The organism is Rhizobium sp. NFR07 (assembly GCF_900111905.1).
GTDB lineage: Bacteria > Pseudomonadota > Alphaproteobacteria > Rhizobiales > Rhizobiaceae > Neorhizobium.
This window is the reverse complement of the sequence record NZ_FOKM01000021.1, coordinates 83,950-106,272: the sequence shown is the minus strand read 5'-3', so window position 1 is coordinate 106,272 and position 22,323 is coordinate 83,950. Positions and strand designations below refer to the sequence as shown.

The following is a 22,323-nucleotide window of genomic DNA, read 5'->3' as shown; positions in this document are numbered from 1 at the left end:
ATCAATCTGGCGCCGGACCGATTGGTGGAGATCCTGTGCAAGCGCGAGCAACGTTATGTCGGGGCGCAGCTGGCGTTTTCGTTCGAGCGCAAGCGGATCATGCTGCAGGAAACCGAGGTGACGCGGGGGCTAGTCGGTCGCTATGTCGAGACCTATGCCTATGCGGACGGTCGCCTGGACGTGCGTTGGAAAGGTTATTCCCTGCCCTACACGGTATTCGACAGGGACCAGTGATTGACGGATGCGGCGATCACCGAGAACAAGCGACTGGGTGACGTTCTGGCCTATATCAAGGAACGCCAGGATCAGCAGCCGAAGCCGGACGTAAAGACCAACAGCGAGAAGATTGGCTATAAACCGCGTGGCCGGAAACCCGGTCCCCGGACAGATTACATGAACGATCCGGCGGTCATCGCGCGACATGAGAAGGCACTGTTGCGGCAGCAAGCCGCAGAATGAATGCTCGTTCGAATAGCCTCAAAGCTAAAGCCGAAGAGGTGTGTTTACCACCCGCCCCGATCTGATCTTGCAACCGGAATCAGCCGGTCAGATCGGGGCTGATCGATGTGCCGTGCGCCGACCCCGCGGACATTTCTACTTTGCATCACAGCGGACATTCCAACTCCACCGCCACAAATTTCGAGTTAGTCGGGGCGGTCCCGATCACAGTGCTCGAGGACGACAGCGAGTGAGGCGCTCTTCCCTCCGACGAGTTCGTCGCTTTCGTCAATCTCCGGTTCGTCCGGAAAGTCATCCCGGGCTGGCTGACAGCCCCGCTTCTCCATGGACCTGGCCATACCGGGTGCCGCTGGCGAGCTGGCGACCTCAAGGGAGGCTTCGCCGCGCCTGATACTCGAATGTCAGAAACTGCAATTGTCTGGCGCGCCCTTGCGGTCCTTGCTCTGCGCGGCCTCGCTGATCTTGTCCCGTAAAGAGCGGGAAAAGAAAGATAGGAAGCCGTGTGATGCGAAGAGGAGAGGAAAGATGGGACGAAGCGAGATAGAGAAACTTCGAGAGAGAGTGAGCTGTCAGGCAGTCTTGGAAATCGCAGGCTTTGCGATTGACGCCAAAGAGAGCACAGCGTGCGCTGTGAAGTATCGTCGTGACGGTGAAATCATCATCGTCACGTATAAGGGGAGAGGATGGTTCAACCCTCTCGGTGAGGAGAAAGGGGATGTATTCAGTCTACTGATCCATCTGGAGCGATGCGATTTTCTCGAAGCCTGCGAGAAAGCCGCAGCACTTTCGGATTTACCTATGTCCGGCCCTGCTTGTTACAAGCAACAGCCCGACCCACTCGATCATGCCCTGATTGCCGAAAAATGGGCCCGACGGCGGCCGCCATGGCCCGGCTCCGCGACATGGAAATATCTTGCCGAGCGGAGGCGCATTCCGGCCTTTATCATCGGCGCTGCCGTCGCCCGGGATCTTCTGCGTGAAGGCCCCTATGGTAGCATGTGGGCAGCCCATAGCGATGATCTCGGCGGCGTGAGTGGCTGGGAAGGCCGAGGCCCTGAATGGCGCGGTTTTGCGAAGGGTGGTCGCAAGATCCTGTTCCGGTTCGGGGAAGAACACGGCACGCGTCTTTGCGTCACGGAGGCGGCGATCGATGCGATGAGCTTGGCAGCCATGGAGGGCATGCGTGACGGCAGCCTCTATCTGAGCACAGGTGGTGGTTGGGCACCCGCGACGGCGGCGGCACTGCGCCGGCTCGCGACACGAGCGGGCGCGTGCATCGTTGCCGCAACGGACGGCAATCGCCAGGGTGACATCTATGCGGACAGGCTTCGAGCCTTGGCGGAAGACGTCGGTTGCGGATGGCTCAGGCATCGCCCCCCTACCGAGGATTGGAACGAGGCGCTGGAGCATCGGGAGAAAAAGGGAAGCGAATAGTTCGAGAACATGACGCGTGCTGCATGCTCGCAGCCGAGAGAAGTCCTGAAAGAAGGAGAGAACGCGATAAGAATGTCTCTGACTATCCATATCGGAAAGATTGCACCGAGTGTCCTCAAGACACCGATCACGATCTCAATGTTTCTTAGGCGCCGGAATTCGGCATCAGTCGGGCGGGGCATGGGTCCTCCTGCAGTCACACGTGTTCTACATCCCGCTCATGACACTATGTTAGAATACCGGCTGGAGAAAAACAATTCGCGACTGTGGCCTTCGCTCTGAAGTGGACCACGTGGCCGACACGACCGACATTCTTCTTCATACGCCCTGGCCGCATAGCTGACCTGCACATAATTTGGATGCCCTCCGCTCAAAAAAATGACCATAACGGCGATAGCTGGTGCACGACGCGGTTCTTCCCAGATCCGCGGCAGCAGCTGTTCCCCTCTGGAGGTTTTTGACCTTCACACTTACGGGCCGCGGTCTTCACCGACGGCCCTTTTTTCTTTCCGATATCCCCGCCTGCCCTGACCGGTTCAGCCGCGCGGCTTGAAAACGTGGTCCTCGGACGGAAAACTGCGGGAACGGACTTCATCTGCATAGATCTCAACTGCAGCATCGATACGTGCACCAAGCTCGTCATAACGTTTGACGAAGCGAGGCGTGAATTCGGAAAGCAGCCCAAGGAGGTCGTCGCACACAAGAATCTGGCCGTCGCAGTGAACCGAGGCGCCTATCCCGATCGTCGGCACGGCAAGCGAGGCGGTCACGTTCTGCGCCAGCGCTTCGACCGTTCCCTCGACCACGATCGAAAAGACGCCGGCATCACTGACTGCCTTTGCGTCGCGTCTTATCGTCTCCGCTTCCTCGGCGGAGTGCCCGACGGAGCGATAGCCTCCGGACGTGTTGACCTGTTGCGGCATCAGACCGATATGCCCCATTACCGGAATGCCACGCGCTACCAGAAATGCGATCGTCTCTGCCATTTCCTCTCCGCCCTCCAGTTTCACCGCGTCGCAGCCGGTTTCCTGCAGGATCCGCACCGCATTGCGATAGGCAAGTTCCCTGGTTTCCTGATAGGTGCCGAACGGCATGTCGACGACGACGCAGGATCGTCTAGCACCGCGCATCACGGCCTGGCCGTGGGCAATCATCATGTCCAGCGTGACGCCGATCGTGCTTTCCATGCCGTAGAGCACCATGCCGAGCGAATCCCCCACCAGAAGCAGATCGCAATGCCTGTCGAGGAGGCGTGCCATCGGCGTTGTATAGGCGGTAAGGCAGACGATCGGCGTGCCACCCTTCATGGCCTGGATGCGTCTCGGCGTCAGGCGCTTCGGTGACCCCGTGGCACTCATCGGACACCGCCTTGCGGCGCGATCACTCTATTGTCCAGAAGCTTCGTTGTGCCGATCCGAACGAACAAGGCAATTACGAGCGGGCGATCGATCGCTTCAATCGTCTCCAATGTCACGGCGTCCCGCACCGCGACGACCTCCGGTTTCGCCAGTGTTTCCCGTCCGATAAAATCGAGAAGTTCCTGCTCCAGCCGGCGCGGATCCATCATCCCTCCGGCAATCAGCCGTTCCGCCTCGGCAAGGGCCTGGGGAACGATTACCGCAGCGCGCCGCTCTTCGCTGCTGAGATAGATATTGCGGGAGGAGAGCGCGAGACCATCCGTATCGCGAACAGTCGGCACCGGGACGACACGCACCGGAAGCGCAAGATCCTCGACCATCTTTTTAATCACGACGACCTGCTGATAGTCCTTGTCGCCAAAATACGCAGTGCCTGGCTGGACGATGTTGAAGAGTTTGCAGACGACCGTCGCCACACCGGCGAAATGTCCCGGGCGGACCTGGCCCTCGAGTTTGCGCCCGAGTTCGGGAACATCGACGACCGTTTTCATCGGCTGCGGATACATGTCGTCAACGCTGGGCGCGAACAGAATATCGACGCCTGCCGACTGCAGCATCACGGTATCGCGCTCCAGGTCGCGTGGATACCGTGCCAGATCCTCGGCAGGGCCGAACTGGAGCGGGTTCACGAAAATGGATGCGACCACCAGGTCACATTCGGCACGCGCCTCGGAGACGAGTTTCATATGCCCGGCATGAAGATAACCCATGGTCGGCACGAAGCCGATGCGCACGCCCTGTCGTCTGGGCTCTGCAAGTGACGCACGAAGGGCTCCGATTGTCGTCAATTTCTGCATTCGTCTTCCCCAGTCATCCGTCTCAGAGGGTTTTCGTCAAAAAATACCTCAGCCAGGGCGGTCAGAGGTGATCCAGTCCGATATCGAGCACCTGTGCACTGTGGGTGATCCAGCCGATCGAAAGCAGGTCGACGCCCGAGGCCGCGATCTCGGCGGCTGTCGTTGGATTGATATTGCCGGATGCCTCTGTGATGGCCCGTCCGGCAACGAGATCGACCGCCTGGCGCAGCGCGATCGGCGTCATATTGTCGAGCAGAACGGCATCGATCCCGATCTTCAGGGCTTCGCGCAATTGATCGAGCGTATCGACTTCCACCTCGATCTTGACCATGTGGCCGACGCCAGCCCTTGCGCGGCGAATGGCTTCGGCTACCCCGCCGGCGATTGCGACATGGTTGTCCTTGATCAGAACCGCATCATGCAATGCAAAGCGATGGTTCATGCCGCCACCGGCGCGCACGGCGTATTTTTCCAGCGCCCGCAGCCCCGGCGTAGTTTTCCGGGTGCAGACGACCGAAGCCTTCGAGCCGGCAATAGCCGTGACGATACCGGCCGTTACGGTGGCGATGCCGGAGAGGTGTCCGAGGAAATTGAGCGCAGTGCGCTCGCCGGTCAGCAGTGCACGCGACGGTCCTTCAATCGTTGCGATGGTCTCGCCGGGCGCGACAGTCGAACCGTCCGGGATATGGCGAACCAGCGAGACCGCGGGGTCCGTGAGCTGGAAGGCAAGTTCGGCGGCATCGAGACCGGCGATGACGCCATGCTTCCGACCGACGAGTGCCAGACGGGAGCGATGTTCGGCCGGAATGACGGCCGTCGAGGTGATGTCGCCGGCAAGGCCGAGGTCTTCCAGCAGCGCGTTGCGCACAGCGGGCTCGATAACGATCCGGGGAAGAGAAGCAATCATCGTGTCTGTCACACTTCAAGCGCTGTCGGCAAAGATTTGCGGCCCGATCGAGCGCGCCGCGTCGAGAATGGAGGCAAGCGTCATACGTCGCCGCCGGGCCTCCATAAGCCGCATCGGATAATCGGTGCGGGCATGGGCGCCGCGTGACTCCTCCCGCAATGACGCAAAAACGGCGATGGAGAGCGCCACCAGAGCGGGATCGGCCGCCGGCCCATCCTTTTCCACCATGGACAACAGGCTGGTCACGGCATGGTTGACCGCAGGCGCAGTGCGCAACACGCCAAGGCTTGGCGAGATGATCTGGCGCACGGCCGAGAGATCTGCCGGCACCGGAATATCGGTCGCTTCAATCTTTCTGCAGGTTGCGGTGTTCGTTGCCAGAATGTCGCGCGCCGCCCTAATGCCCATGACCGCGGCTTCGAGAAGCGAGTTGCTGGCGAGACGGTTGGCACCGTGCAGACCGGTCGATGCCGCCTCGCCGACAACCCAGAGCCCCTCGATGGTACTTTGCCCGCGCAGATTGGTGGCGACCCCACCCATGTGGTAGTGAACCGCCGGACGAACGGGGATGCGCCCGCGGGTCGGATCTACACCCGCTTCGCGGCACAGATCGGTGATCGAAGGAAAGCGGCTAGCAAACCTCGGGCCGAGCGCGGCCCTTGCATCGAGGAACACCCGGCGGCCGTTGGCAATCTCGGCGCTGATGGCTCTGGCGACGATATCGCGCGGCGCGAGTTCAGCGCCTGGCTGATCGGCCAGGAAACGTTCCTCTCGGTCGTTGACAAGTATCGCGCCTTCGCCGCGCACCGCTTCGCTGATGAGAGGAAGCGGTAGCCCTGCAACCCGGTTCGCAGCATCAAGTGCGGTCGGGTGGAACTGGACAAATTCCATATCGACTAGCTCGGCGCCGGCCCGTGCGGCCAGCATGATACCCTGACCGTAATTCCCGCTCGGCGTCGTCGTCGTGTCATAAAGGCCGCCCAGGCCGCCTGTGGCGAGCACGACCCGCTTTGTGGCAACGACGAGAGGGCCTGACGGTGTCGCGCATAGCAGGCCTGAGACTGCATCGCCCGACTTGAGCAGCCGGCGCACCTCGACATTCTCCATCACCGTAGTCGATGGCGTCCGTCGGATCTGCTCCACCAGCGCACGAACGATTGCCGCTCCCGACCCGTCGCCTGCGACATGGGCGATGCGGCGGCGGCAGTGCGCCGCCTCCAGTCCCAACATGTAGGTGCCATCAGGTTCCCGGTCGAAATGCACGCCGAAACGTTCGAGTGCCGCAATCGCCGCCGGCGCGTCCTTCAGGATTGAGGATGCGGCGACTGTGTCGCATAAACCGTCACCGGCTGCCAATGTATCGGCCAGATGCAGGTCGACACTGTCGTCTAAGCCGAGGCTTGCGGCGATGCCGCCCTGCGCCCATGCGCTCGAGGTTTCCGCACCGAACGCCGCCCTTGTCAGAAGGATGACCGGCTGCGGTGCCAGCGTCAGCGTCGTGACCAGCCCGGCAAGCCCGCTGCCGACAACTGCAACATGATCCGAGAACCGATGAAGCTTCTCGCTCATACCTCCAGCATCCTTTCCACGGCAAGCCGGGCACGTTGCTCCACGGCCGGGTCGATCGTCACTTCATAACGATTTTCTTCCAACGCCTGACGGATGTTGGAAAGCGTGATGCGCTTCATATGGGGGCACAGATTGCAGGGACGAATGAACTCGACACCGGGGTGATCGACAGCGACGTTGTCGCTCATCGAGCATTCCGTCAGAAGGAGTACCCGGGCCGGTTTCCTTTCGCCGACATAATCCGACATGACGGCCGTCGACCCGGCGAAATCCGCTTCCGCCACCACTTCCGGCGGACATTCGGGATGCGCAAGGACAATAACGCCGGGATGAGCCTCGCGCAGATCACGCACGTCCTGCGCATCGAAAAGTTCGTGCACTTCGCAATGGCCACGCCAGGCGATGATCTCGACATCCGTCTCACGAGCAATGTTCTGTGCCAGATACTCGTCCGGGATCATCAAAACTTTCGGCACGCCGAGTGACTCGACCACCTTCCTCGCATTGCCGGACGTACAACAGATATCCGACGCGGCCTTCACTGCTGCCGACGTGTTGACATAGGTGATGACGGGAACGCCGGGATGCGCCCTGCGCAGCAGCGCCACGTCTTTCGGCGTGATGGATTCCGCCAGCGAGCAGCCGGCCGCCATATCCGGGATTAGTACCGTCTTTTTCGGGTTCAGAAGCTTGGCGGTTTCGGCCATGAAATGCACGCCGGCCATCACGATAACATCGGCCTCGACGTCGATGGCCTTGCGCGCAAGCGCCAGACTGTCCCCAACGATGTCGGCAACGCCGTGGAAGATCTCCGGTGTCTGGTAGTTGTGGGCGAGGATGACCGCATTGCGGCGCCGCTTCAGATCGAGGATCGCCTCGACATCCTCCTCGTGGGACAACCACTCGGCTTCAGGCATGACTCGGCGAACGCGCTCATAGAGCGGCGACATGGAAATGAGCGAATTCATCCACAACTCCTGTCATACTCGGTTTGAGTATATTGGATATGCAGAGATATTCTCGATTTGAGTTTATGTCAATTCCGTGAGAGTGGGAGCCGCGAGCCTGAGAGCGCGCGCTCCTCTAATATCGCATGCCGGTAACGATAGAGCTTGGCTGGCCTGCCGCCGGTTTCGCTGGTCATCCCGCCGGTCTCCTCGATCAGATCGGCCAGGTCTATCAGGCGGCGGAAGTTCGGCTTGTGCAGCTTCAAACCGGCCAATGCCTCGACGGCACGCTGCAACTGCAGAAGCGTAAAGGACTCAGCCATCAGTTCGAACACGACCGGGCGATACTTGATCTTGGCACGCAACCGGGCGATGCCCGTCGCCAGGATACGTCGGTGATCGGCAAACATCGGCCGCCCCGTTGCAGCGTCGGTGCTGGCACCGCTTTCGGAAACGATCCCAGCCTCGAACATCAGCTCGTATCTCTGCAGCGCCAGATCCTCGTTCCATGAGGCACCGTTGAACCCAAAGGCGAAATCAGCCCGCCGTTGCCGGTGGTCGCGCCGTGCCGGATCAGTGGCGATCCACTCGTCAAGACGCTCGCCGATCGAGCGCAGCTGGTCTGGCCTTCCGCCACGATGGTCCTCCCAGGGGAAATACTCGTACCAGCCATGCCAACTCGGCCGGCCCGCGCCGGGTGCGGCCTGTTCCCGGACAAGACCGAGATAGCTGATCGAGATGATCCGGCCCGCGTCATCGTCCACCGTGGAGCGGTCGCGGTCGGCAAAGGTGTAGAGCTGCTCAAGATAGCCGACCGGATGACCCGTCTGGCCGCCGACCCATTCTCTGAGGCCCGATTGCAGGCTGCGATGCCCGAATTCGAACGGCCCCGAGGGCAGCGCGTCGCCCGAACGCACCGTCATCACTCGGGGATCACCATCCGTCACCGCGGTCAGAACGGCGATCAGTTCGGTATGGGCATGCATGTCGGCCAATGGGCACGGTCCTGATTGCGTCGGCGCAGAGCCCTTCTCTCACATGAATCTCGTGTGATGCAAGGTCGGCGGCGATGGTGCAGCATCGCAGCGGCGCGTCGGCCGCGACGATGGACGGAATAAGAGATGGAAAAGCAAAGGCGGTCGCAGGCCGAGGCCTTCCTCGGCGCGCAGCAGGAGTGGATGTCCAACAACCTGCGCAGGAAGGATGCCATCGTCAAGATCAACAACTGGGGTCAGCCGGAACTGCCGGAAGAAGCGGAGCGGGTCTATGGAAAGCCTGGCAAGGCAGACCTCGCCGGCCTCTATCACGACCGCGACGGCAAGGTGCAGACGGTTGATTACCAGATGCCGAAGGCAAAACCGGTGAATGGGCAGACAATGGCGCCTGGGAATCGCCTCGACCAACGAGGAAGCGCCTGAGGCACATACTCGACCGGACGTGACACAGAGGGGCCTGGACATGATCGGCGATTTTCGCACCGACGCCCTGCACGAAGCACTCGCCCGCGCGCCGATCGAGGACGACATGCTGATCGCGCTTCTCGTTCTCTCGCTTGCTGGCGACAACGTTCGGATGGATTGCGGCGCCAAGGCCGGCATCCCGGCGGGCGCACGCTTCGCCCGGCATGCGGCTCGCCTTCTTAGTGAGGAAGGCGGGCTTTGCTTCGACATGGACACGGTGCGCATTACCGCGCGGGAGGCTCTGATCGATGTCAATTCATGCCGCCGCGGAATATCGAACAGCGACGTGGTCGCTCTCATCGCCGGTAACGCGATCGGCGCGGACGCATACCTGCCAACATGGGTACGGACGAGTTCCTGCTTTGCCTGTCCGTCAGGTGCTCGAAGCTGCGTCGCGCGATGCCGGTATCGCACCACAAACGCGTGTGCGGGAAACACAGTCAGCGCTTGTCGGTCATTTCGAGACGGATGCAAACCTCGTCCATGCGTCCGCGCTGTTTTCTCCCGAATGAAAGGACGTTGCCGATTTCCTGCGCCATCTCGGACACGGTGCAATCGCGAACGGCGGGGCTGAAGTGGTAACCGATCACGGATCGGCCGAAGAACTCCCCGATTTCGACAGCCTAAAGACGAGCGCCATCGATGAGGAAGCCGGTACCCTTGAGGATCACGAGGCAATCTACGGCATCGCAGCAGAATAGCCCAGACCCGCCGCCGGACGGCCGACCGACAGCGTTTTTCTGCTGAACATCGCAAGATGGCAGACGCCCGTTGATGACCGCAGAATCCTTGAAATAGCCGGAGTTATCGAACGCTGACCCCGGTTAGGGATACTCGCCGTCATCGTTGGTCGCACCCTTGCGAGAACCTGGCTTTGGCGTGTCAGGGGAAAGCGGCGGGAGCGGCATTTCTTGCGGCATCCTTTTGTCTCTTTAGGATAGCCCCGGGCCGGTTTGTCCTTCGGTTGTGCTGCGGTCTGAACCGGCGGACCTCTGCTTCAAGGCCGCGTTTCGCGCCGCGGTGCGGCCGAGACCCGTCGTGCGGCGCAGAGCAGATCTGCTTGGCTTTCGCAGGGCAGAAACCCTGCCAGCCCGCAGATCGGCTCCGCTTGTCTTGACGTGCCCGGACCTTGAAGCGCCTGTCCTTACCCGGTTCGGGGCGACCGCACCGAAGGGCAAGCCGGCAAGGTGCCGGACCCGTTTCGGGCCGAAAGGAACAGACATGGCAAAGATCGCACCCAACCCGCGCCAATCCGCCCGTGCCAGCCAGCTCCGCAAGGGCACGACCGTCGAAATGGTCCGGCTGACCTGCCCGGACACAGCCCAAGCGCTCAAGATCGCCGAAAGCTTCGCGACAGCGGTCATCGACAGCGACGGGATCCGGGATCTTCACGAGCGCCTCATCCGCGAAACGGCCGAAGCCCTGAGTGAAGGCCTGGGCGAACGGGCAATGCAGATCCACCTGCAGCGGATCGTCGGCGCCTATGTCGGATCCGCGCATGGCGCCGGCCAGTTTTACAGCAAGGCCGTCACGCAGGCGCGCGATGCGACCGCCAAGGCGGCAAACGACGCCCGTGACGAAGACCTCGATGGTCCCGTGGGCTACGACAGTTCTGCGCACCGCAAGCGGGAATTCGCCGCGAACATGGGCGTCCAGGCCCACGCACTGCGGATGGCGGCGGAAGGCGCCGTCGCGGCCTACAACGGGGTCATCGGAGAAAACTGGAGGCCCTTCGAACGCCCGGTCGAAAATCTCGGTCAGTCCGTGGATCGCAAAGCGGCGGCGGCACAGATGTCGGCTTTCGAATGACACGGCCGCGGCGGGTGGCGAGTGAGCCCCCCGCCTTCTATCAGTCAACACGGGCCCGTTCTCTCGGCCCCGGCTTATCCGCGTGCCGGATCACGCCGGCTGCGGGCAAAACGGCAAGGCATTCGGCCGGATCGTCACGGCCCGTCTTCAGGCGTCGGTCCTGCAGGAGCCGCCGGCGCCGCGCAACGGCTTCGCCGTCCTCCACGCTGTTCCGGCCGTTCCGGTGCCCGGCCCCGGCTCCTGCGCTCCTGCCCCTTTCCTCCGCGACGGGACCGCGATCGGCGCGGATCCCTAAAAGATGGAGAAATGGCTTGAGCATGAAACACGAAAGCAACCGTGCCGACCTCTATTCCCGGATTACCGACAGGATTGTCGAAGATCTCGCCCTCGGCGTGCGTCCCTGGATGAAACCCTGGAACGCATCCAATACCGAAGGCCGGATCACCCGGCCGCTGCGCCACACTGGACAGCCCTATTCGGGTGTGAACGTGCTCCTTCTCTGGTCGGAGCAGATGTCGCGCGGCTTTGCTGCGTCGACGTGGATGACCTTTAGGCAGGCCCTCGAACTTGGCGCCGGCGTGCGCAAAGGCGAAACGGGGACAACCGTCGTCTTCGCCAGCCGCTTCACGAAATCGGAGGCCGATGCGAATGGCGCCGAGGTCGATCGCGAGATCCCCTTCCTCAAGGCCTATTGCGTCTTCAACGTCGACCAGATCGACGGATTGCCCGATCACTGTTACCACCGGCCCGTGCGCGCTGCGGATCCGGTCGAACGGATTGCAGGGGCAGACCGGTTCTTCCGCAATACCGGTGCGGTCATCCGCCACGGCGGTAATCAGGCATTCTATGGTCCGGTCACGGATCATGTTCAGATGCCGGCCTTCGAAACATTCAAGGATGCAGCAAGCTACTATGCGACATTGAGCCACGAGATGACCCATTGGACGGCTCCGGAAGGCCGGCTCGGGCGTGATCTTTCCCGCTATGCCAAGGATAAAAGCGAACGTGCCCGCGAGGAACTGATCGCCGAACTCGGCAGTTGCTTCCTGTGTGCCGACCTCGGGATCGCACCGGAACTGGAACCGCGGCCGGATCATGCCTCCTACCTCCAATGCTGGCTCAACGTGCTGGCTGACGACAAGCGGGCAATCTTCCAGGCGGCGGCGCATGCGCAACGGGCAGCGAGTTTCCTGCACTCCCTGCAGCCAGGCGATGAGCCGCTTGCGGCGGCCTAACCGGGCAGCATCAGCGGCGGCCGGAGGCTTTCGTGATCTCCGGTCGATCACCCTCCTGTTCTTCCTCGAGACCATGGGCGATATCGGCATTCAGCCTTGTCCAGACCGACATCTTCGGGGCAGCAGGCTTGCGTTCGGCGATAAACGGTCTTGTCGGCCGGCGCATCAGGTTCGTGAAGCCTTTCGGCGGTCAATTGCCGTCACGACGCGATATCGCGAGCGTTCAGGTGGCAACGGGCTCTTCGATGGAAGATAGCAGGGAGCCGATGCGATCCAATACAGACGGTGACGCTCGCGAAGTGGCGGGTTGGTGAAGTGTTTTTTGGTGATCGAATGCCACGAGCAACGCCGTTGCTACATCCCTTTGGCAGGTTTCCCCGGAGCTCCCTGTGCGGGCTCGATGGGGCATGTCTGACCGGAACCCGGCTTCGCCTCGATCGTGCTCCCGCAACGGAAGTCCTGAGATTTGTTGACCCCAGGCGGCAAGGCCGCCCTCCTCGCCCGCTAAAAAATCTCATGACATGCCGTCCTCCATTGCATTGCGGCCCTGGCGGGTGCGGGCCGATCGTCTCCGGTCTTGGAGACTGCCATCGAGGCCGCAATGGAGCGGCCCGAAACAGCAAAAGGAATGCAGCAATGGCTACCATCGGCACCTTCACATCCGAAAAGAACGGCTTCACCGGCTCCATCCGGACACTCGCCCTCAACGTCAAGGCTCGTATCAGCCGCGTCGACAACCCTTCCGAGAAAGGCCCGCAGTTCCGCGTTTACGCAGGCCCGGTCGAGCTCGGCGCCGCCTGGCAGAAAACCTCCGGCGAGGGTCGCGACTACCTGTCCCTCAAGCTCGACGATCCGAGCTTCCCGGCCCCGATCTACGCGACGCTTGCCGAGGTCGAAGGCCAGCAGGATCTCCAGCTCATCTGGTCCCGCTCCAATCGCGACTGAAGCTCACGGGGCTTCGCCGAAAGGCGAAGCCCTTAACTCTCATCGAGAGGCTGAGCCAACCTGCGGTCAGCGCCCGTCGAAACGGGCAATCATTCTGCGCAATTGCGCATTCTGTGCGCGCAGTTTCTTTGCAAGCTCGCGTCGCAGGGCTGCGACTTCCAGGTCAAGCGCGGCCATCTCCTCGACGAATGTCTTCGGGCCGACGGGGGCCGCCGGTGCTTCCACGACGGCCGGCACATCGGAAGACGCCTGAGGTGCTGGAGCGGACGGCTTGTTCCGCGCTTGCACCGTTTTCTTGACCGCAACGTCAATGGCGTTGTCCGCGGTGGCCGCGGGTGCGGTCTCTACGGATGCAATCGCTGGAGAGGGAGAGGTGGCCTCTTCGATGACGGTCGCGGTATCGATCTCAGGCGGCGAAACGTTCGTATCTTCTGTCGCCGGTTCAGGGACTAAGGCCGGTGCCGTGGCTTGAGTTTCCGGCTCCTGCGCTGGCCCGACCCCGCCTGACTTCTGGGCAGGCGTGGAATCTATCTCTCGATCCGGCTCGTCGCCGGGATTATAGTCCAGCGCGTTGATCTCTTTCGGGGCCGAACCGGGCGCTCCTGAATGGTCTGCTTTCGGCTTACGCGACACCAGGTCAGCCACAAATCTCCATGGTGTTCTCATCGCATCCGAACCTCAAACATGGCTGCAGCTTGACACGGCAGCAAATTGCATTAGCCGGGCCCGATCACGAGCCCGGCGATTTCGCATCATGAAATGGTGTCACCGTGGCCGATGGCAACGGCATTCCGGAATTGCTCTCAGGCCTTGCCGAGACGCTTGCGCAGATCGGCGTTTTCCGAGCGCAGCTTCGCGGACAGCTCCTTGCGGAGCTGCGTGTTCTCTTCCTCGAGCTTGATCAGGTCGGCGATGTCATCCGAAAACTCAACGGCTGCCACTGGTGTAGTTGCGGCAGCCTTGACGCGCGGCACGCGGGTGGCAGTCTTCTTCGACCCAACAGCACTCTTCTCAGCCTTTGCGGCGGCCTGCTTGGAACCACGCTTGGCGCGCGTCTTCTTTACCGGCGTCTCGGTTGCCACAGCCGGTACTTCGCTAGCAGCGGTTTCCGCTGCAGCCTTCGGACGGCGCGGTGCTCGTGTCTTCTTGGCAGCAGGGGCGGCGGCCGGCGTTTCGGTCGTTGTACGGCTAGGGGTCTCAGGCGTGATTTCGTCGGCCATCAGTTTCTCCTTTGTCAGGCGCGAGAGCATGCGTTTCGCCATTACGGGAAGTCAATCACTAAGAACAGCCATTTTCCCGGCCAAAACGCGCTAAATGCTGCCATAGGTGCTTTTTTTGCGAGTGCGGCACCGATCCGCGCCATCGGCAGGTTCGATGAGGCAAGCCAGACCTGAGGCCGCCTTCACCCCGATCGTCCTCAGCGACGGGCATCCTGAGATTTCTTGCGCCACCGCTGCAAGCCTGCTCTCTTCGCGGCTGATGAATCGAAAGAGCTTCCGTCCTCTATTGCATTCGGTCCTGACCGCTATGCCGGATCGTTTCCAGTCCAAGCGACTGTCATCGAAGCCGCAATGGAGAAGCTCGAGACAGCGAAAGGGATGCGACGTCTAATCGGATCCGGCCGAATTCGACGGCGCCTGCCAGGAAATGCCGATTCAGGGCCTCGACTATGTCTCTCTCGACCTCGACGGATCCGCCCTTCCCAGACCCCACCTCCGCAGCGCGGCGTGAGGTCGAAGGCCAGGACTACATTCAATGCATCTGATCGGCATTCAGCAAACAGAGCCTGAAGAAAGCTGGGACTTCCTCTTTGGAAGGGCAGCCTTGGGATTGGACCACATCTGCGTGGGGACCGGCAGGCGGAGATCGCGGGTCAGGACTGCCAACTGAACCTTTTAGAAAGCCGAAACGAGCATCGAGCCGGTTTCGGCTTTTTTGGTGCCACATCCACCCGTGTGGGTAGCTGCTCAGATGACCAATTGTGCCTGTCGGCGATAGCGGCCTCAAGGATGAGCGGTTCCCCCAATTCCCTCCAGCGGCCGTCGGCCTGCCGCTTTCGGAAATCGGCTCCCCCACTCCCCGGCTCTGCCGGTCGCAAACGCGATCCCTGACCCCGCCATCACCTCGCTGGCGCCGATCTTCGTCTTTCACGAACTCAAGGAGATGAGACGATGACCCATTCTATCGAGCAGCAGATCGAAGAACTTCGCGCCGAACTTCGTAATGCAATCAACGCCGCGGAGCGCCGTCAGATCGAAGCCGAGCTCGAACTTATCCAGGCAGAACTTGCCGTCGCCATCGCCGAACAGAGCGGCAGTTCAGAGGTCGAGGCGCCTTTCTGAGGGGGAGCGCCTTCCGCGTCGTGACCGGGATGGGCGACGACTGCGGCAGTCTCCCTCTGTCGCCCTCAGCAACGCCACCCGGCTCCAAACGTCAGGCGTCCGATCTCGCTCTCACAGCAACATAACCTCTGTTGCGCTTTCGCCTTAGCAGATCGAGGAAAAGGACAACTGCTTCCTGCTCACGCTCAAAATGGTGGCTCACTGATCGGCCCGACGTTCCGATCCTGCCCCAACGCCGAGTCAGGCAAGCTTTCCCGAACAGGGTCTGATCGATCGTCATCGCGTAGAAGCGCGCCATGTTACGCGCTCGGTCCGATCGTTCGATATAGGTCTGATAAGGCTGGCTGATCATGACGAAAGTGTTCCATCACAGCGGTCGACCGTCCAACGAAAGATATGAATCGATGACGTGGGATCGATTCATCTCAGTGATGTCAAAACGTGCCCATGAAGACCGCGCCCCTTGTTTTGTTAGCTGGGTCGGTAGAAGAAGGCGCGATCAGAAGGAGATAGTAATGGACGACACGATCCGGATTGAAAATCGCGGAGACTTTGGTCAATGGGCAATCGAAATCGCCAAGCAAAGTGTTAGCGGTGAGGGTTTAGAGCTTGCTCGCGCAGCCAAGGACGGTAGCGAGGATGAGCTTCGTGCCGCCGGCAACGCGCTCGGCCAGGCGATCACCGATGCTTTGATGGAGGTCTATGATGGCCTGTTGAGCGAAGCCGATGAGAGCGAGACGGGGCCGGTAGAAATCTGAACGCCCTGACCGGCGGCAGTCGATCCCGCCTTCCGCTTCGCGGCGCTATGCTAAGGCTCCTGCGGCTGCCGTGGATCCGGCCAGAAGCGTGTCGAGAATTCCCGAAATCCCGCCGAGGCGGCCGCTATGCTGATTTCTCCGATACTCTTCATCGTCTTTCTCGGATCCGGCCCCAGCCGATTGTTCCGAGCAGTGCGACTGATGCAGCGTTCAAGCACTTACCCCCGCGGTGGTGTACGTGACGGTTTGATCCGAACGCACCCGTTCATCTCCCCTCGACGAAACCAGATCGCTCGCCCGCAACGCAATGGCGGATTTCCAGCCGTAAAAACGATCTGCTCGTCGACGCGCATGCGCAAGACTTCGTGCGGCTGGATAAGGGGGCGAGACGCGAGTTGTTTAGATCGGGTCCGTGACGATCCCTTCGATTGAATGTTCTGGCTGACCTGGTCGATCTCGACCGTGATCAGGCCGCATCTTCGGCTGATATATTCGGCAGTTTCCGGATCGTTGATTGCGGCGAACGAGATCCAGCTGCAACTCTCGAACCACTTGCTGGCCGCGTCACGACCTCCATAGGTCTCGCGCAACTGACCGATTGATTGATAGATCAAGGTGAGCGTGATGCCGTATTTGCGTCCGGCATCCCGGGCGGTTTCGAGGACGCGCATATAGCCGAGCCTGGCCACCTCATCGAGGAGGAAGAGCGCGCGTCCTTCAATCGTGCCGTTGCGATTGTAGATCGCGTTGAGAAAAGAACCGATGATCACGCGCGCCAGACCAGCGTGCGCCTCAAGCGTCTTGAGGTCGATGTTGATGAAGACGTCGGTCTTGCCGGCACCTATCGAACCGCTGGAAAAAGTTGATCCAGACACCAGGGCTGCATAGTTGGGGTAGGACAGCCAATGGGTCTCCTTGATCGCATTGGCATAGACGCCGCTGAAAGTCTCGTGGGTCATATTGACGAAGGCGGCGACATTCTCCCTGACGAACGAGGATTGCGAATTCTCGTAGATCTCCTGCAACCGCTTCCGCAGTGTCGGCTCGGGTTCTGAAAGGTTGGCGCGAACCCGCCGCAGCGTGTGTTCGGTCTGCTCCGTGCTCCCTGAAAGGCAGACATCCGCGATGATTGCTGTGAGAAGCTGCTGAGCAGAAGCTCTGAAAAACTCACCATGCGTGCCGCCGCCTTGGCCGCTATCACTCATGATCCAAGATGCGACCGCAGCGATATCTTCCTCCCTGGTGCCACCGAACTGGCCGATCCAATCCAGCACATTAATCCCAGTCTCGGGCTCTTTCGGATCGAGCACATGAACATCGCGCCCGGCCCGGCGCCGATGATCGACGACCATTGGCGCGACTTCATTCGAAGGATCTAGCACGATCAGAGTTCCTCCCCATTTAAGCGCGGTTGGGATTGTCACTGAGGTCGTTTTGAACCCGCCCGAACCCGCGAAAACGATCCCATGCGACGAGCCAAACCCACCATCGAAGCAAAGGAGCTTAGATCTGCCACCTGCGCCCCATGTGGCGGCGTTACCCGGACGAAACGATAGCGCCGCGACACTATCTCGATCGACGCGGTAACGCTCGCCAACCACAATTCCGCCAGCTTGTGGGAACAGCTTTTCTGCTTCCCGCATCGTCATCCAGTGAGCTTCCCCATGAAGTGCACGCTTGCCGACGACTTGCTTCGGTCTGGGACGGCTAAAGGCAGCATTGCCGAGGAGTAAGACACGTAGCGCGAAGCATCCTGCCAACAATGCTGCACCCGCACCGGCGAGCGTTGCCGTATCGAGATAGGATAAAAGCGTCTGACCATCTGGCGATCGCCCGGCCAAACCGATAAGGCGTGTCATCTCGCGCGCAGTGGCAATTGCGCAGGTCGATACGGATCCAACCACGACACCCCATCCGGCGACACGAATGCTGAGCGTTCCAGCGACGGCGAACAGAAATGTTACCCCTGCGCTCGCGGCTACGATATAGGGCGCGGCGACGCCCACGCGTCCAAGTGCCAACTTCGCAGCTTCGGTCCCACCGAAAGCCGACATCAAATGTTCGATCCCTGTAGAGCCGATCACGATAGCGATCATCGCGATACAGGGGGCAATGAGAAGCACCAATCTAATCATCGCCACGGCCAAATGCCTCTGTCCCGATGATGGTCAGCCGCTGACGTTCCTTGCCGTCCTGTTTTACGCGCTGTCGGAAGTCGATCAACGCGCCGAGGAGAAGGGCTCTTTCTTCCCATCTCAGCCCGGCCTTCACGATCAAGCCGCCGAGCTCAATCTTGTCGCGCGTATCCTTCTTGCGGATCTGCGATGAGGTGGACTTCTGCATCCGCTCAAGCCTCGCCAAGGTTGCCTTTAGCCGCGTGAGGCGCGAGTGACGGATCCGACAGCGGGCTTCCACCATTGCCCCTTTCCCTGCGTGATGGAACAGCTCCATCTGCTCGAAAAGTCCTGGCCATTTCCTCGAATGCGGTCTGCAGATCGTCTTCCGACACATCCCAATCGCCGAGCCCGGCCTTGAGCGCGATCCGGCCGATGCGCTCGGCATCGCGACTCTCGGCCTGCTTCAACTGATCTTGGAGCCGTACGATTTCTTCCCGGATCTTAGCAGGAGATCGTTTCATTTTTGATCGAGCCTTTCGTGCTTTTGTGGAGATCGAGCAACGTTACAGTCGAGCAGATGGAAGAGCCGATCTACTGACAGAAATGCGAGTTGGCGAACTAGAGCGCTTCTGACCATGATCCATTCCGTTCCGAGAACGGGGTCGAATGGCGCAATTATACGTCGCTGCCGCGACGTATCCATCGGATGGCCCTGACAGGGTCGCGCCCACCGAACACGTCGATTTCGTTTGCAGTCAGGAGCATCGTGCCATGACCGTCCCGCATTTTTCAGTCAGCATCGTCACACGCGGTTCCGGCCGGAGCGCCGTCTTGTCGGCTGCCTACCGGCATTGCGCGAAGATGGAGTTCGAGCGAGAAGCACGGATCATCGACTACTCGCGCAAGCAGGGTCTGCTCCACGAGGAGTTCGCTATACCTGTCGACGCGCCGCGTTGGCTGCGCGAGCTTGTCGGCCAGCGGTCAGTTGCCAGCGCATCCGAGGCGTTCTGGAACGGGATAGAAAATTTTGAGAAGCGCGAAGACGCCCAGCTTGCCAAGGATGTGACGATAGCTTTGCCGCGCGAGCTTTCGGCGGAGCAGAACATTGCGCTTATGCGTGCGTTTGTCGACCGTCATGTCACGGCCAGGGGCATGATTGCCGACTGGGTCTATCACGATGCGCCCGGCAATCCGCATGTGCATTTGATGATGACTTTGCGGCCGCTCGCCGAGGATGGCTTCGGTACAAAAAGGGTCGCCGTTGTGGGAGCTGACGGGAAAGCTATCCGCAATGACGCGGGAAAGATCGTCTATGAACTCTGGGCTGGTGGCCCCGATGATTTCGCCACGTTTCGCGATGGCTGGTTTGCCTTTCAGAACATGCATCTTGCCCTCGCAGGTCTCGATATCCGTGTTGATGGCCGATCTTTCGAGAAGCAGGAGATCGGACTGGCGCCGACCATTCATCTCGGCGTCGGGACGGTGGCCATCGAACAAAAGGCGAGCAAGACAGCGAAAGGGGTTTCGCTCGAGCGGCGTGAGCGGCAGGAGCAGCGACGGGCGGAAAATGCAAGAAGGATACACCGAAATCCCGAGATCGTGCTCAGTCTGATCAGCCGGGAGAAAAGCGTTTTCGACGACCGGGATATTGCGCGACTACTCCATCGATACATCGACGATTCGAAGCTTTTTCATTCTCTCATGATCCGTACGCTGCAGAGCCCACAAATTTTGCGGCTCGATCGCGAACACATCGATTTTTCTACCGGCCAGCGCGCACCGGCAAAATATACGACCAGGGAACTGATCCGTCTCGAAGCAACGATGGTCAACCGTGCAGTCTGGCTTTCCGGGCAATTATCGCACCGCGTGCGCGATGCACTACTCAATGCCGTCGTCGCACGGCACGATCGCCTCTCTGCCGAGCAGAAGACGGCAATCGAGCATGTGGCCGGCCCTCAGCGGATGGCAGCCATCATCGGACGCGCGGGTGCAGGCAAGACGACGATGATGAAAGCAGCCCGGGAAGTGTGGGAGCTTGCCGGATATGAGGTCGTCGGTGGAGCGCTTGCCGGCAAGGCCGCAGAGGGACTGGAAAAGGAGGCAGGCATCGTCTCCAGAACGCTTTCGTCCTGGGAATTGCGATGGAACCAAGGTCGGAACCAACTGAACGACAAGATGGTCTTTGTCCTCGATGAGGCCGGTATGGTGTCGTCGCGCCAGATTGCCCATCTGGTCGAGACCGTAACGAAAGCGGGCGCCAAGCTTATTCTTGTGGGTGATCCCGAGCAGCTCCAGCCGATCGAGGCGGGCGCTGCTTTCCGGGCGATCGCCGAACGTATCGGTTACGCGGAACTTGAGAAGATATACCGCCAGCGCGAGCTATGGATGCGCGAGGCTTCACTCGATCTTGCCCGAGGCCGTGTTGCCAAAGCCATCGAGGCATATGGCGCACACGGGTGCATGATTGGCGCGGAACTGAAAGCCGATGCGGTGTCAAACCTCATCGCAGACTGGTACCGAGACTATGACCGATCCAAGTCGTCGTTGATCCTGGCCCATTTGCGACGCGACGTGCGGATGCTGAATGAACTGGCGCGTCAAATGCTGATCGAACGCGGCATCATCGACGTTGGGGCCGCGTTCATGACCGCTGATGGGCCTCGAATGTTTGCTGTTGGCGAGCAGGTTGTTTTCCTGAAAAATGAAGGATCGCTCGGGGTCAAGAATGGAATGTTAGCGAGGATTGTTGAGGCCGCACCGGGCCGCATCGTCACAGAGTTGGGGGACGGTGCCAATCGTCGTCGTGTCCCGGTCGAACAGTGGTTTTACACCAATATTGATCACGGCTATGCGACGACTATTCACAAGAGCCAGGGTGCAACCGTCGATCAGGTAAAGGTACTCGCCTCGCTCTCCCTTGACTGCCACCTCACCTATGTCGCCATGACACGCCATCGAGAGGATCTCGGTATCTACTACGGCCGGCAATCGTTCGCCAAGGCCGGCGGCCTGGTCGAATTGTTGTCACGGAGAAATACCAAGCAGACGACTCTCGACTACGCTGACCGCCAGCTTTACCGCCAGGCTCTTCACTTTGCCGAAGCGCGGGGGCTGCATCTCGTCAACGTCGCTCGCACCATTGTCCGTGACCATGTCGACTGGACGATCCGGCAGAAACAGACCCTCCAAAGACTCGGCATGCCACTTGGCGCTATCGGAGCGCGGCTCGGTGTCGCGGCGTTGACAGGTAAGATCCTTTCCCCACGCATGATCGCAGAGGAAACGCCGATGATATCCGGGATCACAACGTTTCCAAATTCCGTGGAGCAATCGGTTGAAGAAAAGCTGTCGATCGACACCGCGTTGAAGAAACAATGGGAAGAGGTCTCCACCCGACTCCATTTAGTCTTTGCCCAGCCGGAAACTGCGTTCAGGGCGATCAACCTTGACGCCATGCTGGCGAACAAGGCTGTCGCCGCATCGACCCTGTTTGCGGTCGCCAACGAACCGAAGAAGTTTGGTGCGCTCAAGGGCAGGACAGGTTTGTTTGCGAGCAAAGCTGAAAAACAGGAGCATGGCACCGCCCTGCTCACCGTGTCTGCTTTGTGTCGCAATCTCGACCGCTTCATCGACATGCGCGCCGAAGCGGAGGGCAAGCACCGGGCCGCGGAGCGTGCGATGCGCATGGCCGCGTCGATAGATATCCCGTCACTCTCGCCAGCTGCGAAATCGGCCCTCGAAAGCGTCCGCGATGCCATCGACCGGAACGATCTCCGCGCCCAGCTTGAAAATGTGCTTTCTGACAAAACGATAAAGGCGGAGTTGGAAGGTTTTGCGAAAGCTGTCTCCGACCGGTTCGGCGAACGAGCCTTCCTCTCGACTACGGCGAAGAACATCACTGGAAGAACCTATCAGGCAATCACAGCCTGCATGAACCCCTCTCAAGCGTCGCAGGTCCAATCTGCCTGGGGCTTGATGCGTGCCGTGCAGCAGTTGGCAGCCCACGAGCGCTCGATCAAGGCTTTCACCCAATCGCATTTGATGCACGAGACGATTACCAAGGACCTTTCACTCAAATGACACGTCTCACCCGCCGACCAGCGTGTTCATCGCGGACGAGTAA

Annotated in this window: 22 protein-coding genes and 1 pseudogene; 10 read left to right on the top strand and 13 right to left on the bottom strand. The window is 60.5% G+C overall.

Annotated elements, in window-relative coordinates; translation table 11 throughout:
• Both BM216_RS30285 and BM216_RS30280 read left to right on the top strand, forming a co-directional pair.
• Nucleotides 1-459: pseudogene (locus tag BM216_RS30285) on the top strand (ISNCY family transposase); the annotation flags it as partial.
• A 324-nt stretch (nt 460-783) separates the two neighbouring features.
• Complete coding sequence (locus tag BM216_RS30280) at nt 784-1,893, top strand: DUF3991 and TOPRIM domain-containing protein (protein ID WP_244530406.1); 1,110 nt, start codon at nt 784-786, stop codon at nt 1,891-1,893.
• 536 nt (nt 1,894-2,429) lie between these two features.
• Here the strand turns inward: BM216_RS30280 and panB are convergent.
• The 6 genes from panB to BM216_RS30250 form a co-directional block, all read right to left on the bottom strand.
• Complete coding sequence (panB, locus tag BM216_RS30275) at nt 2,430-3,251, bottom strand: 3-methyl-2-oxobutanoate hydroxymethyltransferase (protein WP_093003603.1); 822 nt, start codon at nt 3,249-3,251, stop codon at nt 2,430-2,432.
• Entirely contained in the window at nt 3,248-4,108 is an 861-nt protein-coding gene (gene panC / locus BM216_RS30270; RefSeq protein ID WP_093003601.1) for a pantoate--beta-alanine ligase, read from the bottom strand. The genes panB and panC overlap by 4 nt, the downstream gene beginning before the upstream one ends.
• A gap of 61 nt (nt 4,109-4,169) precedes the next feature.
• Nucleotides 4,170-5,015, bottom strand: coding sequence for a carboxylating nicotinate-nucleotide diphosphorylase (gene nadC, locus BM216_RS30265; RefSeq protein ID WP_093003599.1), 846 nt, complete (start codon nt 5,013-5,015; stop codon nt 4,170-4,172).
• 15 nt (nt 5,016-5,030) lie between these two features.
• Nucleotides 5,031-6,584: an L-aspartate oxidase gene (locus BM216_RS30260; protein ID WP_093003597.1), complete on the bottom strand. Its 1,554-nt coding sequence runs from the start codon at nt 6,582-6,584 to the stop codon at nt 5,031-5,033.
• Complete coding sequence (nadA, locus tag BM216_RS30255; protein WP_093003595.1) at nt 6,581-7,552, bottom strand: quinolinate synthase NadA; 972 nt, start codon at nt 7,550-7,552, stop codon at nt 6,581-6,583. Before nadA ends, BM216_RS30260 begins: the two co-directional genes overlap by 4 nt.
• 68 nt (nt 7,553-7,620) lie before the next feature.
• A complete protein-coding gene (locus BM216_RS30250; RefSeq protein ID WP_093003623.1) occupies nt 7,621-8,517 on the bottom strand; it encodes an NUDIX hydrolase in 897 nt (298 codons plus the stop codon).
• 135 nt (nt 8,518-8,652) lie between these two features.
• Between BM216_RS30250 and BM216_RS30245 the strand changes: the two genes are divergently transcribed.
• From BM216_RS30245 to BM216_RS30230, 4 genes are all read left to right on the top strand, one after another.
• A complete protein-coding gene (locus BM216_RS30245; RefSeq protein ID WP_093003593.1) occupies nt 8,653-8,949 on the top strand; it encodes a hypothetical protein in 297 nt (98 codons plus the stop codon).
• A gap of 617 nt (nt 8,950-9,566) precedes the next feature.
• Entirely contained in the window at nt 9,567-9,692 is a 126-nt protein-coding gene (locus tag BM216_RS35140; protein ID WP_280141717.1) for a hypothetical protein, read from the top strand.
• A gap of 520 nt (nt 9,693-10,212) precedes the next feature.
• Nucleotides 10,213-10,800: a hypothetical protein gene (locus BM216_RS30240; protein WP_093003591.1), complete on the top strand. Its 588-nt coding sequence runs from the start codon at nt 10,213-10,215 to the stop codon at nt 10,798-10,800.
• 311 nt (nt 10,801-11,111) lie between these two features.
• On the top strand, nt 11,112-12,035 hold the full coding sequence (locus BM216_RS30230) for an ArdC family protein (protein ID WP_093003587.1): 924 nt from the start codon (nt 11,112-11,114) through the stop codon (nt 12,033-12,035).
• A gap of 10 nt (nt 12,036-12,045) precedes the next feature.
• On the opposite strand, the gene BM216_RS34365 is transcribed toward BM216_RS30230, so the two are convergent.
• The gene (locus BM216_RS34365; RefSeq protein WP_177230985.1) at nt 12,046-12,201 is read right to left on the bottom strand and encodes a hypothetical protein; all 156 of its coding nucleotides are present in this window, start codon (nt 12,199-12,201) and stop codon (nt 12,046-12,048) included.
• Nucleotides 12,202-12,671: 470 nt separating this feature from the next.
• Here BM216_RS34365 and BM216_RS30225 point away from each other — a divergent pair, with 470 nt between their 5' ends.
• Entirely contained in the window at nt 12,672-12,980 is a 309-nt protein-coding gene (locus BM216_RS30225; protein ID WP_093003585.1) for a DUF736 domain-containing protein, read from the top strand.
• Nucleotides 12,981-13,046: 66 nt separating this feature from the next.
• On the opposite strand, the gene BM216_RS30220 is transcribed toward BM216_RS30225, so the two are convergent.
• Together BM216_RS30220 and BM216_RS30215 are read right to left on the bottom strand one after the other, a co-directional pair.
• A complete protein-coding gene (locus BM216_RS30220) occupies nt 13,047-13,625 on the bottom strand; it encodes a hypothetical protein (protein ID WP_093003583.1) in 579 nt (192 codons plus the stop codon).
• A 158-nt stretch (nt 13,626-13,783) separates the two neighbouring features.
• Nucleotides 13,784-14,200, bottom strand: a complete 417-nt coding sequence (locus tag BM216_RS30215) for a hypothetical protein (protein WP_093003621.1) — start codon at nt 14,198-14,200, stop codon at nt 13,784-13,786.
• 951 nt (nt 14,201-15,151) lie between these two features.
• On the opposite strand from BM216_RS30215, the gene BM216_RS34360 reads away from it, so the two are divergent.
• A complete protein-coding gene (locus BM216_RS34360) occupies nt 15,152-15,322 on the top strand; it encodes a hypothetical protein (protein ID WP_177230984.1) in 171 nt (56 codons plus the stop codon).
• Between the two features lie 91 nt (nt 15,323-15,413).
• On the opposite strand, the gene BM216_RS30210 is transcribed toward BM216_RS34360, so the two are convergent.
• The gene (locus BM216_RS30210; RefSeq protein ID WP_093003581.1) at nt 15,414-15,674 is read right to left on the bottom strand and encodes a WGR domain-containing protein; all 261 of its coding nucleotides are present in this window, start codon (nt 15,672-15,674) and stop codon (nt 15,414-15,416) included.
• A 163-nt stretch (nt 15,675-15,837) separates the two neighbouring features.
• On the opposite strand from BM216_RS30210, the gene BM216_RS30205 reads away from it, so the two are divergent.
• Nucleotides 15,838-16,080 carry a hypothetical protein gene (locus tag BM216_RS30205; RefSeq protein ID WP_093003579.1) on the top strand — a complete coding sequence of 81 codons (243 nt, stop codon included), beginning with the start codon at nt 15,838-15,840 and terminating at the stop codon, nt 16,078-16,080.
• Between the two features lie 218 nt (nt 16,081-16,298).
• Here the strand turns inward: BM216_RS30205 and traG are convergent, their stop codons facing one another.
• The 3 genes from traG to BM216_RS30190 are packed head-to-tail and all read right to left on the bottom strand — an operon-like array spanning nt 16,299 to nt 18,718.
• Complete coding sequence (gene traG / locus BM216_RS30200; protein ID WP_093003577.1) at nt 16,299-18,215, bottom strand: Ti-type conjugative transfer system protein TraG; 1,917 nt, start codon at nt 18,213-18,215, stop codon at nt 16,299-16,301.
• Nucleotides 18,208-18,423: a conjugal transfer protein TraD gene (gene traD / locus BM216_RS30195; RefSeq protein WP_093003575.1), complete on the bottom strand. Its 216-nt coding sequence runs from the start codon at nt 18,421-18,423 to the stop codon at nt 18,208-18,210. The genes traG and traD overlap by 8 nt, the downstream gene beginning before the upstream one ends.
• Nucleotides 18,424-18,427: 4 nt before the next feature.
• On the bottom strand, nt 18,428-18,718 hold the full coding sequence (locus BM216_RS30190) for a TraC family protein (RefSeq protein WP_093003573.1): 291 nt from the start codon (nt 18,716-18,718) through the stop codon (nt 18,428-18,430).
• A 250-nt stretch (nt 18,719-18,968) separates the two neighbouring features.
• Between BM216_RS30190 and traA the strand changes: the two genes are divergently transcribed.
• Nucleotides 18,969-22,280, top strand: a complete 3,312-nt coding sequence (gene traA, locus BM216_RS30185; RefSeq protein WP_093003571.1) for a Ti-type conjugative transfer relaxase TraA — start codon at nt 18,969-18,971, stop codon at nt 22,278-22,280.
• Nucleotides 22,281-22,323: the final 43 nt, after the last annotated feature.